This is a genomic window from Streptomyces sp. A5-4 (assembly GCF_051131715.1).
Taxonomy (GTDB): domain Bacteria; phylum Actinomycetota; class Actinomycetes; order Streptomycetales; family Streptomycetaceae; genus Streptomyces.
This window is the reverse complement of record NZ_CP178591.1, coordinates 8,543,439-8,558,134: the sequence shown is the minus strand read 5'-3', so window position 1 is coordinate 8,558,134 and position 14,696 is coordinate 8,543,439. Positions and strand designations below refer to the sequence as shown.

Annotated in this window: 13 protein-coding genes; 8 read left to right on the top strand and 5 right to left on the bottom strand. The window is 70.7% G+C overall.

Annotation, left to right across the window (positions count from 1 at the left end):
• Positions 1 to 16 precede the first annotated feature (16 nt).
• Positions 17 to 361 (top strand): MerR family transcriptional regulator, encoded by a 345-nt coding sequence (locus ACLLJJ_RS39875; protein ID WP_434599665.1) that lies wholly within the window; start codon positions 17 to 19, stop codon positions 359 to 361.
• 39 nt (positions 362 to 400) lie between these two features.
• Here the strand turns inward: ACLLJJ_RS39875 and ACLLJJ_RS39870 are convergent, their stop codons facing one another.
• The 3 genes from ACLLJJ_RS39870 to ACLLJJ_RS39860 form a co-directional block, all read right to left on the bottom strand.
• Positions 401 to 1,012: an aldo/keto reductase gene (locus tag ACLLJJ_RS39870; RefSeq protein ID WP_434599664.1), complete on the bottom strand. Its 612-nt coding sequence runs from the start codon at positions 1,010 to 1,012 to the stop codon at positions 401 to 403.
• Positions 1,013 to 1,188: 176 nt separating this feature from the next.
• A complete protein-coding gene (locus ACLLJJ_RS39865) occupies positions 1,189 to 2,376 on the bottom strand; it encodes a D-alanyl-D-alanine carboxypeptidase family protein (RefSeq protein WP_434599663.1) in 1,188 nt (395 codons plus the stop codon).
• Positions 2,377 to 2,581: 205 nt separating this feature from the next.
• Positions 2,582 to 2,944, bottom strand: a complete 363-nt coding sequence (locus ACLLJJ_RS39860; RefSeq protein ID WP_434600656.1) for a polysaccharide lyase — start codon at positions 2,942 to 2,944, stop codon at positions 2,582 to 2,584.
• 147 nt (positions 2,945 to 3,091) lie between these two features.
• On the opposite strand from ACLLJJ_RS39860, the gene ACLLJJ_RS39855 reads away from it, so the two are divergent.
• The 6 genes from ACLLJJ_RS39855 (at position 3,092) to ligD (ending at position 12,287) form a co-directional block, all read left to right on the top strand.
• Entirely contained in the window at positions 3,092 to 3,910 is an 819-nt protein-coding gene (locus ACLLJJ_RS39855; RefSeq protein WP_434599662.1) for a hypothetical protein, read from the top strand.
• A gap of 58 nt (positions 3,911 to 3,968) precedes the next feature.
• On the top strand, positions 3,969 to 4,667 hold the full coding sequence (locus ACLLJJ_RS39850) for a class F sortase (protein ID WP_434599660.1): 699 nt from the start codon (positions 3,969 to 3,971) through the stop codon (positions 4,665 to 4,667).
• A 111-nt stretch (positions 4,668 to 4,778) separates the two neighbouring features.
• Positions 4,779 to 5,636 (top strand): SCO6745 family protein, encoded by an 858-nt coding sequence (locus tag ACLLJJ_RS39845; RefSeq protein ID WP_434599659.1) that lies wholly within the window; start codon positions 4,779 to 4,781, stop codon positions 5,634 to 5,636.
• A gap of 628 nt (positions 5,637 to 6,264) precedes the next feature.
• Complete coding sequence (locus ACLLJJ_RS39840) at positions 6,265 to 8,061, top strand: S8 family serine peptidase (protein ID WP_434599657.1); 1,797 nt, start codon at positions 6,265 to 6,267, stop codon at positions 8,059 to 8,061.
• A 180-nt stretch (positions 8,062 to 8,241) separates the two neighbouring features.
• Positions 8,242 to 11,169, top strand: coding sequence for an AAA family ATPase (locus ACLLJJ_RS39835; RefSeq protein WP_434599655.1), 2,928 nt, complete (start codon positions 8,242 to 8,244; stop codon positions 11,167 to 11,169).
• Between the two features lie 164 nt (positions 11,170 to 11,333).
• Complete coding sequence (gene ligD, locus ACLLJJ_RS39830; protein WP_434599654.1) at positions 11,334 to 12,287, top strand: non-homologous end-joining DNA ligase; 954 nt, start codon at positions 11,334 to 11,336, stop codon at positions 12,285 to 12,287.
• 349 nt (positions 12,288 to 12,636) lie between these two features.
• On the opposite strand, the gene ACLLJJ_RS39825 is transcribed toward ligD, so the two are convergent.
• Positions 12,637 to 13,230 (bottom strand): hypothetical protein, encoded by a 594-nt coding sequence (locus ACLLJJ_RS39825; RefSeq protein ID WP_434599652.1) that lies wholly within the window; start codon positions 13,228 to 13,230, stop codon positions 12,637 to 12,639.
• Between the two features lie 362 nt (positions 13,231 to 13,592).
• Here ACLLJJ_RS39825 and ACLLJJ_RS39820 point away from each other — a divergent pair, with 362 nt between their 5' ends.
• Positions 13,593 to 14,141 carry a MarR family winged helix-turn-helix transcriptional regulator gene (locus tag ACLLJJ_RS39820; protein ID WP_434599651.1) on the top strand — a complete coding sequence of 183 codons (549 nt, stop codon included), beginning with the start codon at positions 13,593 to 13,595 and terminating at the stop codon, positions 14,139 to 14,141.
• Between the two features lie 31 nt (positions 14,142 to 14,172).
• Here ACLLJJ_RS39820 and ACLLJJ_RS39815 read toward each other — a convergent pair whose 3' ends face one another.
• The gene (locus ACLLJJ_RS39815; protein ID WP_434599650.1) at positions 14,173 to 14,514 is read right to left on the bottom strand and encodes a DUF5713 family protein; all 342 of its coding nucleotides are present in this window, start codon (positions 14,512 to 14,514) and stop codon (positions 14,173 to 14,175) included.
• Positions 14,515 to 14,696 lie beyond the last annotated feature (182 nt).

Below are 14,696 nucleotides of genomic sequence, written 5' to 3'. Positions count from 1 at the left end.
ACGAGGTGGGGGTCGCATGCTGATCGGAGAGTTGTCCCGTCGCACCGGGGTCGGCGCGCGGTTGTTGCGGTACTACGAAGCCCAGGGGCTGCTGGACGCGAGGCGTGGTGCGAACGGCTATCGCGACTACGACGAGGCCGCGGTCCTCGTCGTACGGCAGGTGCGTGCCTTGCTGCTGGCGGGCCTGTCGACCGAGGTGATCCGTTCGGTGCTGCCGTGCGTCCGGGGCGAGCGACCGGAGTTCGACTGGTGTGCGGATCTGCGGGCCGTCATGGACCGGGAGTTGGAGGCCACGGACCAGCGCATCGACGCCCTCCGGCGCAACCGCAGCGCTCTCGCCGGCTACCTCGCGCAACCCTGAGCCGATCCTGAGCCACCGGTCCCGCAGGGGCCCGCGGTCTCATCCGGCGTCCAGCAGGGCCCGCTCGTCCGCGTCCAGCGTGAGTGCCGCGGCGGCGGCCGAGTCGCGGATCGTCGACGGGCGGCTCGAACCCGGAATGGGGATGGAGACGGGCGACCCGGTCAGGTGCCAGGCGAGAGCGATCCGCTGCGGACCGACCCCGCGGCGTTCCGCGATCGCGTCGAACGCCTTGCCCAGGCTGCCAGTGTTTCCGATGCCGCCGAGCGGACTCCAGGGCAGGAACGCCAGCCGCAGCTCCTCACAGAGACGCAGCACGTCCTCCGACGCCCGCTCCTTGGGCGAGTACTCCTTCTGTACGGAGACGAGCCGGTCGCCCAGAACCTCGTACGCCTCCCGCACCTGCGGCGCATCCGCGTGGGCGATCCCGGCGCGCTGGATCTTGCCCGCGTCCAGGAGGTCCAACAGCGCACCGACCCATTCGGCCCACGCGACGGCGGGATCGGGCTTGTGCAATTGATAGAGGCCGATCGCCTCGACACCGAGTCGGCGCAGCGACGCTTCGCAAGCCCGCCGCAGATGGGCGGGGTCGCCATTGACGGTCAGGATCCGTCCGCGGGACGACCCCTGCCGCCCTTGGGCGGCGGCCAGCACATCCTCGCGGCGGTGGGCGAGCGCGCGGGCGACCAGGAGTTCGTTGTGTCCGGGGTCGGCGCCGGGCCAATGGAGGAATCGGCGGTGTCCAGCAGGGTCACGCCGGCGTCGAGGGCCGCGTGCACGGTGACGATGGCACGTGCTTCGTTGGGTCGTCGGCAGATCCGCGACCGTGGTCAGCGCAGGTTCCGTCCGCGCCTCCCCCGCACCATGACCACGGCCGCAAGACATGTCGCGCCGACCACACCGCTCAGCAGTGCGTACGGGATGGCTGAGCCAGGTTCCTCCGGCAGTGCGGCTGCCTGCGCCACGGGCTGCGGCCCGGACCGTGGGGCCCTGCGCACCGGAGCCGGAGGCACCAGAGAGCCCACGGGCTCGACCCGTCCGGCGGCGGCGAAGCCCCAGTCGAGGAGTGAGCGCGCGTTCTCGTACACCTCGTACCCGTCGCCCCGCTGAGGGTTCATCACTGTCACCAGCAGAGTGCGCCCGCCGCGGCGGGCGGCGGCGATCAAGGTGTTGCCGGCGCCGGAGGTGTAGCCGTTCTTGACGCCGATCAGCCCGGGGTAGCGTCCGACCCCGCCCGCTCCGGTCAGCAGTCGGTTGGTGCTCTGGATCCCGTAGGTCCAGGTGGGCCGTCCGTCGCTGCGGGTCTCGCCGGGAAACGGCGCGTCGACGGTCGCCGCGTACTGGGCGAACTCGGGGTTCGCGAGCCCGGCCCGGCCGAAGATCGCCAGGTCGTACGCGGAGGAGACCTGGCCCGGGGTGTCGTAGCCGTCCGGCGACATCACCTGTGTGTCGTTCGCGCCCAGGGCTCGGGCTCTGGACTGCATCTGACGGGCCGTGGCCTCCCAGCCGCCGTTCATTTCGGCCAGTACGTGCACGGCGTCGTTGCCGGAACTCAGGAAGACGCCCCGCCACAGGTCCGCCACCTGGTAGGTGTTGCCGGGGGCGATGCCCACCAGGCTGCTGCCCTCCCCCACTCCGGTGAGCTCGGCTTCGGTGACCTTGTGCAGGGTTTCGTCGGCCAGCCGAGGCAGCGCGGTGACAGCGAAGAGAGTCTTGAGCGTGCTGGCCGGAGGCAGTCGGCGATGGGCCTGATGGGCGGCGAGAACGTCACCCGTGCGAGCGTCGGCCACCAGCCACGACAGGGCGGACACGTCGTCAGGGAGCAGCGGAGCCCCGCGGTGTGTCCGCACATGGGTTCCCGGCCGGTGGAGTGGTGACAGGTCGGCGGACCGGGGCTGCGGCGGCAGCGGATCGGCCTGCGGGACGGCCACGGCCGTCGGCGCGAGGACGCCCAGCGCGCCGATGGCGAGGGCAGCCGCGCCGGAAATCACCCCGCGAACAGAAACTCTGATGATCATTCAGCCAGGGTAGGAACGGACCCGGTCCGGCGCAGCTCCGTCTGCTCCGACCGGCCGTATCGGTCGCACCCGGGGCGACGGCCGATTTCGCGTGTCGGGGGGATCCCGCCGGCGGCTCGCCCTTGCCTCCACCCCCTACGGCCGGCTCGCTCCCCGCCGCGCGCGGGGCCGGGCCGACCCTGTCACCACCTGGTGGGGCCTGGTTTCAGAACTTGCTCGTGCCGACGGCGAAGTTGGAGAAGTACGCGTGTTCGTCGTGGTCGGGGCCCCAGCTGGTGTCATGGCCACCGAAGAAGGTGGAGAAGAAGACACCCTTGAACGGAATGCCACCGATGCCCGGAGCCGCGTTCTGCGACAGGACCTGCTGGTTGTCGTACCAGACCGTGATCTTGCCCGTGGAGCGGTTCACCGACTGCTGGATGGTGTGGGTCTTGTTGTCGGGCGAGAAGTTCCAGGCGCCGAGGCCTATGTCCTTGCCGTAGCGGTCACCGGCGGGAGTGTAGACGTAGACCTCACCCTTGCTGCCGTTGCGGAACATGAAGCGGGTGGACCAGGCGTTGCCATTCAGGCCGTCGCCAGTCGCTCATTTTCTTCATGTGCATGCAGGACCAATCCGTCGGACAACCCGCTCCGAATAGGAGCAGAGCCAGAGACCGAATGCCCGAACGCGGCGCCGGTGCAAGGCCGGTGACCGCCCGGAAGGGGATGCATCGCAGTGATATTCCAGCCCCCAGCCCGTTTCGCGGCCCTGATGGGCCTGCCCGCCGCACTCGTGCTCTTAGCGGCCACACCGTCCTTCGCACACAGCGGCAGCCCGGCGAAGGCTCCGGACGGCAAGGCCTACCAGATCGAACTGGAGCAGCAGAACCGCTCGGGTGCGAGTGGCGCCGCGCTGCTCAGCCTGGACGGCGCCAAACTGACGGTGAAGATCGAGGCCGACGGACTGGTACCCGGTCAGCCGCATGCCCAGCACATCCACGGTTCCACGGACGGCCACAACTTCCACTGCCCGGACGCGAGCGCCGACAAGAACGGCGACAGCATCGTCACCACCGCCGAGGGACTCCCCGCCTATGGGGACATCAACATTTCCCTGACGACCAAGGGCGACACCTCCAAGGACAGCGGGCTCGCCGTCGACCGGATGCCCGTCGCGGACAAGGACGGCAAGCTGACGTACTCACGCACCATCACCGTCTCGCAGGCCGTCGTGGATCACATCAAGGACCTGCACGTCGTGCAGCACGGCATCGACCCGAACGCGAACAGCAAGTACGACTTCAGCCTGGGCAAGAGCGAACTCGACCCGAAGCTCCCCCAGGAGGCCACCGCCCCGGCGAACTGCGGCATGGTCAAGGGCGCTTCGGTGGGTTCCATGCCGGTGGGCGGAGTCGAGACCGGATCCGGCGACACCCGGGGAATCGAGGCGACCGGCATTCTGGCCACCGGTGGCACCGCGGTCGTGCTGGCCGCAGGAGCCCTGTTCGTGTTGCGCCGCAGGGCGCTCGGCGAGGGCACCGACCCGCGCGACTGAACGGGCCCGTGCGACTGATCCGCATCACCTGACGACGACCTCGCGGACGGATGAGCCAATGACCAGGAAGCGGCAGGGCAGTGATCGTGACGACGTGGCGCGTACGCGTCGGCGCAGGATCGTGATCATCGCCCTCTCGGCTCTCCTGCTTGTCGGCGGGCTGTTGCTGGCCTTGGGAATGGGCCGACAGCAGCCCGCGCCGCCCCGAGCCGAGGACCGTGGCGGGCCGACTGCTCCGGCGACTCCCCCGTCACCGTCGGGCGGAGCCTCGAAGCCCCACCCGCGACATGTCACCGCCCTGCCTGCCTCCGAGCCCATACGCGTCACGATCCCCTCACTGAAGGTCTCCTCGACGCTGGAGCAGTTGGGGCGCGACAAGAACCGTGCGATGGAGACTCCGCGCGACCCGGACAGGGCCGGCTGGTACCGACCGGGACCGGCTCCCGGCTCCGAGGGGCCCGCGGTGATCGCCGGCCATGTCACCTGGGACAGCGCGCCCGCCGTCTTCTTCCGGCTGGCCGGGCTCGGCCCCGGAGCCAGGATCGAGGTTGCCCGGCAGGACGGACGCACCGCCGAGTTCACGGTGGACCGGGTGGCCCGGTACGCGAAGGACCGGTTCCCCACCGTCGAGGTGTACCGCAACCTCGACCACGCGGGTTTGCGGCTGATCACCTGCGGAGGCTCCTACTCCAAGGCCGACAATCGCTATGCCGACAACGTCGTGGTCTACGCGACGCTCACGGGCAGCCACACCTGATCACCGAGGACACGGGGTAGGGCCCGGCCCCTCGGACCCCGCGGAGCGTGCATAGCCGTACACCCCATGCCCGGTCGGACAGCCGAGATGAAACGGATCTACAGTTCCCTCATGACTTCCCTACCGGCCGGTAAAAACTGTCACGCCGCACTCAACCCGCTCCACTCCTTGATCTACTTCGCCCCCGAGGCAGAACAGGAGTACACCGCAGCCGGTCTGGAGGCGGGACGCATGTCCTACTTCGCCGGTCGCGCCGCGGCCATGGGGCCCGTCGGCCAAGGCGTGGTGGCTGCCACGTTCTTCAACTTCAGCCCGAGCCTCGTGGCCCGCCACATTCCCCGGGCCTGGGACCTCGTCGCCCCCGCGGACATTCTGGTCGCCCGGCTCAAGGCTGTGGACCGCGTGCTGCACCGCCTGCTCGGCGACGGTATCCATGACGACCCCGAGGTTCGGGAGGCGGCCGAGCTCGCCCGTACCGCCACCGAGGCGTGCACCGCCGCCGGACGACCGCTCTACGCGGCGCACGCCGACCTGCCCACACCGGACCAGCCCCTCCTGGCCCTGTGGCACGCCATCACCCTGCTGCGCGAGTACCGCGGCGACGGCCACCTGGCCGCACTGTCCACGGGCGGCCTGGACGGCGTGGAAGCCCTGATCACGCACACCGCCACGGGCAAGGGCTTCACCGCCGAATTCGCCCAGCACAGCCGGGGCTGGAACCAGCAGGAGTGGGACGACGCCCAGGACCGGCTGCGCGACCGGGACATCCTGGACGCCGCCGGCGAGCTCACCCCGCTCGGCGCGGAGCTGCGCCGCGAGACGGAACAGACCACTGACCGGCTCGCCCGGGCGCCTTACGACCACCTCGGGCAGGCAGGGGTCGAGCGCCTCACGGAGATCGGCGGTCGGCTGGCGAAGACGGCCGTGGCCAACGGAGCCTTCCCGGCGGGAGTCTTCGCCCAGCGCTGACTCCGCACGCGCGACCGACCGACCGATTGGCTACGACCGGCTCGCCGCCGGTGACGGCGGACAGGCCGGCTGGACCAGGAGAGCCAGGCACCCCGGACACGCCGTGACGCCGGATCGGCATCCCTGGCGGAGACGTACAACGCCCGCACCCGCCTGCACCCAGGGAGAGCGGCGCCGGCCCCGGTTTCATCAGGGGCGGAACCGGGGCCGGGCGCGCACGGAATGCGGTGGGCGCCCTGTGGCCAGGCGGGTTGCCGCTGACGGCCGGACGGGGCGCCGACGCCACCCCTCCTCCCGCGGCCCGATCCGGCCCTCGCGGGGGTGACAAGGGTTTTCCCCGTATCGGGTTCATCTCACCGTTCCCTACTGTCTGCCGCACCGGCGCATTCCGAATCCCCGATTCTGGCCCCTGACACCCGAATGTCAGGTTCATGCAAGGGGCGGGTGTGCCGGGAGCGGCCTTGACCAGGGTCGTAGCGCCGGCGGCGGCGCACGGGCTCACCCGGCCCAGCAACCGCGTACATGTGGCCCCACACCACTCGCGGTTGATGCGCCGCCGCCTTCGCTCCGCGCGTATGTCATGAAAGGGAACACCTTGAACGGTTCCAGGCGGAGACTCATATCCGCCGTGGCCGCCAGCGCCACGATCGCCGGGCTCGTTGCCACCTCATCCGTGGCGTCCGCCGCCGCGGGCCCCTCCCCTCAGCCCATTCCGGCTGCGCAGTCGATGTCCTCCACGCCGGTCGCGCCCGTCGAGAAGGTCATCGTCACCTACAAGTCCAAGGCCGCCGAAGCCGGTTCCAACGCCGCCGCCAAGAGCGACGCGGACGCCAAGGGCCGGGCGACCGGCGAGGACCTGTCGTTCGAACGCCGGCTCGCCGACGGCGCCGCCCTGGTCGACCTGGGCGGCGAGGCGTCCAAGAAGGACCTGGGCGAGGTCATCGACGCGTTCCGTGCCGACACCTCGGTCGCTTCCGCGGAGCCCGACATCCGCGCGTACCCGCTGGCCGTCACCCCGAACGACACCGACTACGCCAAGCAGTGGGACCTGTTCGAGACCACCGGCGGCATGAATGTCCCCGGCGCCTGGGACAAGACCACCGGCAGTGGCGTCACCGTCGCCGTCATCGACACCGGGTACGCCACCCACACGGACCTGGCCGACAAGGTCGTCGCCGGATACGACTTCATCTCCGCGTCGGCGGACGCCCGTGACGGCAACGGCCGTGACAACAACGCCAAGGACGAGGGCGACTGGAACGCCACCGACGGCGAGTGCGGCCCGACCTCCAAGGCGAGCACCTCCTCCTGGCACGGCACGCACGTCGCCGGCACCATCGGCGCCACGGCCAACAACACCAAGGGCATCGCGGGTATCGCGTACAACGCGAAGATCCAGCCCGTACGCGTCCTCGGCAAATGCGGCGGCTCCTCGTCGGACATCGCCGAGGCCATCACCTGGGCCTCCGGCGGCAGTGTCCCCGGTGTCACCGCGAACGCGACCCCGGCCAAGGTCATCAACCTGAGCCTCGGCGGCGCCAGCGCCACCTGCCCCAGCGTCTACCAGAACGCCATCAACGGCGCCGTCTCACGCGGTACCACCGTGGTCGTGGCCGCGGGCAACAACAACACCAACGCCTCCGGCTTCACACCCGCCAACTGCAACAACATCATCAACGTGGCGTCGACCAACCGTGAGGGCAACCGCTCCTTCTACTCGAACTACGGCACCATCGTCGATGTCGCGGCGCCCGGCGGCGAGACCCGTCGCGCCACGGACACGCCCGGTACCGTCACCACCCCGGAGAACGGCATTCTCTCGACGCTGAACTCCGGCGCCACCACGCAGTCCGGGGAGAACTACAAGCCCTACCAGGGCACTTCCATGGCCGCCCCGCACATCGCCGGCCTCGCCGCGCTGCTGAAGTCCGCCAAGAGCACCCTCACCCCGGCCGACATCGAGTCCGCGATCAAGAGCAATGCCCGGCCGGTTCCCGGCACCTGCACCGGTGGCTGCGGCTCGGGCATCGCCGACACGACGAAGACCGTGAACGCCGTCACCGGCACCACCACCCCCGGCGGCGCCACCTTCGCCAACGCGGCCGACGTGACGATCGGTGACAACGCGACGGTCGCGTCGTCCATCGCCGTGACCGGCCGCACCGGCAACGCACCCGCCGCCCTCAAGGTCGACGTGGACATCAAGCACACCTACCGCGGCGACCTGGTCGTCGACCTCGTCGCCCCGGACGGCACCGTCCGCAATCTGAAGGCCTCCTCGTCCTCGGACGGCGCCGACAACGTGCTGGCCGGCTACACGGTCGACGCCTCCAGCGAGGTCGCCAACGGCACCTGGAAGCTCCAGGTCCGCGATGTGGCATCAGGTGACACCGGCTACATCGACAGCTGGAATCTCACCTTCTGAGACAGTCGTTGAATCGCATTCCTGCTGTTCAGGGGCGTCGTCCGCGAACATTTCGCGGGCGCGCCCCGCACCAGTTCTGTCCATATGCCGGACGGTCGGCCTGGACGGCGACTGCCCACTTCGTATTCTCTGCTCGCACGGGCAGAGGGCTCGCGCACACCGGAAGGTGGTGGTGGGTTCATGACGTCGGCGGTGTACAGACCCGCGCCCGTCGGGCGCACGGAGCTCCTCGCACGGCTCGACCGCGTCCTGCACACTCGCGGCCGGGCCCTGCTGACCGGCCCCGCCGGGGTCGGCAAGACCGAGCTCGCGCTGGCCTCCGCGGCGCACGCCGAAGCCCTCGGCGAGACGGTGATCTGGCTGGCCACCCTCCCCGCCGACCGGGACATACCAGGTGCGGCCGCTGCCGCCCTCGTCGCATCGGTCGCCGCTTGTGTGTCCTGGCCCGCGCCGGGCGCCGCCCACAGCCGCCCCGGCGGACCGGGTGAATCCGGCGGACCGGGAACGTACGACATTCTCGACGGGCTGCCCGGCCCGCAGCGCACCGCGGTCGCCATGCTGTGCCGCGAAGCTCCCATCCCCGCCGAGGGCTGGGACCCCATCGCCCTACGGCTCGCCCTCGCCCAGATCCTCCGGACCCTGGCCGCGCGCGACCCGGTCCTGCTGGTGGTCGACAGCGTGCAGGACATCGACGAAACCAGCGCCGACCTACTGCGTTTCGCCCTGCACCTGGCTCCGCCCGCGCTGCGGGTGATCGCCGTGGAGACACCGGCGGCGTACGGGTCCGACCCTCCGCCCGGCGTCGCGCCACGCACCGGCCCGACCGGCCCGGAGCCCCTGTGGGTGCCCTCCGAGGCCGACGTGCTGTTCGTACCGCCCCTGCAGGCGGACGAGATCGCCGAACTGCTCATCCACCACCGGCTGCCCTCCCGGATGGCCGGGCGGATCCACAAGGCCAGCGGCGGCAATCCGCGCCTCGCCCTGGCCGTCGGCAGGTCCCTCGCAGACGCGCGCACTCCGGTGCATCACGCCGAGACGCTGTCCCTGTCCGGACGTGCCCGTGACCTCGCCCGCCAATTGCTCGGCGCCGCCTCGCCCGATGTGCGTGCCACCCTGCTGCTGGCCGCACTGGCACTGCGCCCGACGGCCGCGCTGATACGCCGCGCGGGCCGGCCCGCCGCCGAGGCCGACCTCGCCGCCGCCGAACGCGCGCACCTAGTCTCCCTCGACGAGGACGGGAAGGTCGGCTTCACCGCCGGAGTACTGCCGTCCACGCTCGTGCACGACGCCTGCTGGACCGAGCGCAGCGCGGGTCACGCGGCGCTCGCCCAGGTCGTGGACGATCCTGTCGAAGCGGTACGCCACCGGGCGCTGGCCACCGACACCCCCGACGAGGCCCTGGCCACCGAGGTCGCCGCGTCAGCCGACACCGCGCGCCGCCGGGGCAACAGCGCCCTGGCCGCCGAACTCGCCCTGCTCGCCGCCGAATCCACCCCCGTACAGCACGGCGCCAAGCGAATAGAGCGGCTGGTCGAGGCCGCCGAGGAAGCGGCCCGCGCCGCTCGCGCGGACCTGACCATGCGCGCGGCCACCGACCTGCTGGCCCGGGACGCGTCCCCGGCCGACCGCGTCCGCGTGCGGCTCGCGGTACTGGACACGGCGGGCCAGGGGCTGTGCAACCTCGACGAGATCTACGTGCACGCCATGGAGGACTCCGAAGGCGATACGTTGCTGCGCGCGGCCGTATCGCTCCGCCTCGCCGTGAAGTACGTCCTGGCCGACGGCGACCCGGTACGAGCCCGGGCCGCCGCGGTGGAATCCGCCACGCTCGCCGACTCGATGGGCGACCGCAGGACCGCCGCGCGGGCACTGACCCTACAAGCACGCATGGACCGGGTTCTCGGCTCGCCGCACGCGGGTCGGGTACTGGCGGAGGCACGGACCCTGGAGGTGTCCGAGCGCCCGCTGGGCATCCACAACGACGCGCAGATCCTGACGATCCGCCATGCCATGTTCGACGGCCGGGTCACCGATGCCCGCGACCAGCTCAACGCGCTGCTGCCGCTGGTCGAGCGGCGCGGCCCGGTGGAGGACGCCATCGAGCTGCTCAGCACGCTCGCGGAGATCGAATCCCGCCGGGGCCAGTGCGCGGCGGCGCTCGCACACGCCGGCCGATCGCTCGCACTGACGCTGGAGGCCGGCCTCTCCCCCGGCCCCGCCTGGTATGCCCTGGCGCTCGCGGAAACCGCCGGCGGCAGCTTCCAGCGGGCCGCGAGCTACGCCCGGCGCAGTGTCCGGGCCTCCGAGGAGGAGGGCGACCACGTCTTCCTCTCCCGCGGCCTGTATGCCCTGGGCCGGGTCCAGTTGATCAATGGGGACGTGGCATCGGCGCTGGAGAGCCTGCGCCGGGTCCAGGCCGACGAGCACGCCCAGTCGACCGTCGACCCGTCCGCGCTGCGGTGGCACGAAGAGCTGGCGGAGGCGCTACTGGCGAACGACACCCCGAAGGAGGCCATGGCGCTGCTCGACGGTGTGCGGCCGGTCGCCGAACGCCTGGGCCGCACCACGGTGCTTCTCGGCTACGACCGGGCGTACGCCCTGTGCCTGGCCTCGGCCGGGAAGCCGGACGAGGCAGCGGCGCTGCTGGCGCGCACGGCGGAGAGTTTCGCCCTGGCCGGACTGCCGCTGGAGGGCGGCCGGGCACTGGTCGCGCTCGCCCGTGTGGAGCGCCGCCGGCGCAGACGCTCGGCCGCGCAGGGCGCGCTGCAGGCCGCCGCCGCGGTCTTCGAACGAGCGGGCGCGCTTCCTTGGCTGGGACTCACCACGGAGGCCTCTTCGCGTACGACCGACCCCGCCCCGGCCCGCGGTGACATCCTGCCGTCCCTCACGGACGCGGAACTACGCCTCGCGCTGCTGGTCGGGCAGGGCGCCAGCAACCAGGAAGCGGCGTCGAAGCTGTACCTGAGCGTCAAGACGGTCGAGGCCCGGCTGACCCGCATCTACCAGAAACTGGACGTCCGCTCGCGCGCACAGCTGGCGACGGCCCTGACGGCCTGGCCGAACCACCGGGCGACGCCGACCGCTATGGAAAACCCGGCGCCCGGCTGATCTCCGCTCACGCCGGCCGTCCCGGCATACGGCGCGGCAGGAGGCGGCGACCCGAGTGATGTGGCCCGCGCGTACATCGAGGGGTCATCGGTGGGCGCGGGAACGGGCCGGGTCCCCTGGGGCGTCGTCACGAGAAGACCGATGTGCCCGGTAAGAGTGGAGTCATGACACTCCCTCGGATCGCTCCGATGCTCGCGACACCGGGCGCCCTGCCCGCCGCCCAGGAGGGGTGGGCGTTCGAAGTCAAACAGGACGGCCAGCGGGCCCTGCTGCATCTGCCGGGCGACGGCTCGATTCAGTTGCGTGCCCGGTCGGGCGCGGACATCACGGCCGTCTACCCCGAACTCCAGCCCCTCGGAGCCGTCCTCGGTAAGGGAGTGTCCGCGGTCCTGGACGGGGAGATCGTCGCCCTGGACCAGGAGGGGCGCAGTGACTTCGAGCTGCTGCAGTCCCGGATGGGACTGTCCGGACCACCCGCGAGAGCCGCCCGGCTGGCACGCGAGGTACCGGCCCACCTGATCCTGTTCGACGCCCTGTATCTGCGCGGCGACACCCTCATGCACCTGTCGTACGCCGAGCGCCGCCGGCACCTGGAGAGCCTCGCGCTCTCGGGGACGCACTGGTCGACACCGGCCGCGCTCGTCGGACACGGCACACAGGCACTCGAAGCGAGCCGGGAACACGGTCTGGAGGGCCTGATCTGCAAACGGCTCGACTCCGTCTACGTCCCCGGGGTGCGCTCCCGAGACTGGGTCAAGGTGCGCAACAAGGTGACGGTGGACGCGATCGTCGGCGGCTGGGTCCCCGGTCGAGGCCGACTAGCCGGGCTCTTCGGAGCCTTGCTTCTGGGCCGACGCGAGGAAGGCGCGCTGCGGTACATCGGGAGCGTGGGGACGGGGTGGAGCGAGCGTGAACGCGCCGTCCTCAACGACCTGTTGCGGGTGGCTGCCGTCGACTTCTGCCCCTTCAGTACCGTGCCGCCGGTCGCGGGCGCGCAGTGGGTCCTGCCACGGCTGGTGGGTGAGGTCGGCTACGCCACCCGCACCAGGGCCGGGCTGCTGCGCCACCCCTCGTGGCACCGCCTCCGCCCCGACCTGGCCGCGGAAGACACCGAATGAACAGGAGGCGGACCCACCCCGCGAGATCGGCCGTAGGTACATACCTGTATGCGCGTGCCGCCTGGTGACAGCGGCGCGATCAGGTCTTCGTCGGGACTGGTTCCCACGCATCCGGGCAGCCGATGCGGCGGCAACCCGTGCGCGGTGCATGCCACATCGAGGGCGCCGCGAATGATGCGCCGTTCGACGAGCGGGGTGATCCAGTCGGCCCTGTCGGCCTCCGTACCGGGCCACGGCGCGGAACTCCACGGCGCGACGAGTCGCCCCATGCCACCCGGCCTGGGCAAGGAGCGCCAGGAGTTGACGCTGCTCAGCCCCGCCGGAGAAGCAATATGGTGTGAGGCCTCGGCTACGCGTTCGCGTCGCTCGTTGCCACACCTGCCTGCGCCGCTGCCGCGTCCTGCTGAAGAGCGGTGTAGTACACGAACTTCCCCTGCTTGGTACGCGTGCTCTGGTTCTTGGCGACCGACGCCTCAAGAGCATTGCGTACGAGGGTGACGTTCACCGCGCGCTCCGGCTGCGCCTGGGCCAGTTCGGCGGAGACTTCGGCTGCCGAGCGCGGCTCGTGGTGCTGTCCCAGCAGCGTGACAACGACCTCACGCAGGGACGGAGACGTGCTGCGGGCCGGCGTCTCGGCCTTCGCCTTCACCGACTTCTTGGTGTTCTTGGGGCTCTTGCCGGTGTCGACGATCGCACTGCCCTTGGCACGTCGCGCCTTCGGCACCGCCGCGGTCTTGGCGGGCTTCACTGCCGGGGCGGCAGCGCCGCCCAGCGCCGACTGCATGCCTTCCAGCAGCTCGGAGTCCCGCTTGAGCACCTCGAGCTGGCCCTGCAGCGAGGCGACTTCCGCGGCGATGCGATCCTGCTCGCCCACGTTGCGCTTCAGATCTGTGGCCACCTGCTGGGCGTACTGGTTCTGCAGGGTCGCCGTCTTGTTGGGCATGGTGGCTCCTTCGCCTGGGATGTCTGTTGGTGGCGGATGCTACCCACAATCCCGCTGTTCACAGAATGCTGAGGAAAAAACCCGTGGATGAACTCCGCCGAGGGGTTGCCTCGCGGGGCTCATGACGGCCGGCCTCCGGGACTGTCCGTACGGCCCGCTCCCGACAGCGGTCGACCCACTGTGCGAGCGAGACCGTCACCAACGTCCGGGCTGGTCAGCGGTGTAATGACCCTCGCACCAGTGTGCCACGCCGCCGACGACGACCGGGGTCCTCACCTCGTGCGGCTCGGGCGACGGGTGTGCGTGGGCGACCTCTGCGCACTACTTTCGGGCTAACACCCGAACAACAGAGAGATATCGCCGTGACCACGAACCCGCCGGCTGCCCACACCACCGACCAGGCGCCGGCCGATCCCACCGCCACCGACGACCTGTCGGCCTCCCAACCCATCGGCTATTGGGCCGGTCTGACCCACACCGCGGTTACCCGTCGGCTTCGTGACACGATGGCCAGGATCGACGCGACCCAACCGCAGTACTGGGTACTCAACCGCGTGCACGGTGGACCAGCGGCGCCGACCCGCGAGGAGGTCGGTCACCAGTTGGCTCCACTCGCGGACGGGCCGCATGAGATCCCCCGGGTCATCGACCAACTTCTGCACCGCGGCTGGCTCCGGACCGACGCGGAGCAGCGGCTGCGGCTCACCGACACCGGCGAGGCCGCGAGAGTGCGGCTGCGCGAGTTGGCCACCGGGCTGCGTGCCGAGGTCCACCGGGGCATCAGCGACGAGGAGTACGTCGCCGCACTGAAGGTATTGCGCACCATGCTCACCAACGTCGGTGAAGACCCGGGCGTCCAGGCCTCCGGATCATCGCTCCCGGCGGACCCAGGCTGTCGCTCGCCTCGGTGACGCCCGGCGGCGCCGGGCGTCACCGGCGGCCTCACCAGTCCCTGGCGGCGATCAGCTCTTCCACGTCCGCGTCCGTGAACCCGTACACCGACGCCACGAACCAGAAATCCTCGGCGATCTCTTCTCGCGCAACGGTCTCGATGTCACTGTAGGCCGCTTCGAACTCCGCCTGCAGGGCGTTGAATTCCTCCGTGGCCACCGCCGTGAGCACATAGAGCGCCGCCAGATCCGACGGCTCCTCGGCCTCGATGCGCTCGCACAGCCTCAGCAGAATCGCCTTGCCCTTGTCGAGCACATGGTCCGGAAAGTACCCGTCGGGGTACAGTCTCCGCAGAAATACGTGCTCCACCACCTGCTGGTTCGTGACCGGCACCGCGACTCCCTGTTCCCGTGGATGAGCTGGTGGTGCGATCCTGCCGCACGCCACTGACAACGCTCCGCCCACGCCGGCCCGGCGCTCTCGTCCAGCCATCAACCACACTGACCTCAAAGACAATCCGCAGCCTGAGCGACCACTGTCGACGACTCGTGCGGTTCCCGGCCGATACCGGTCGG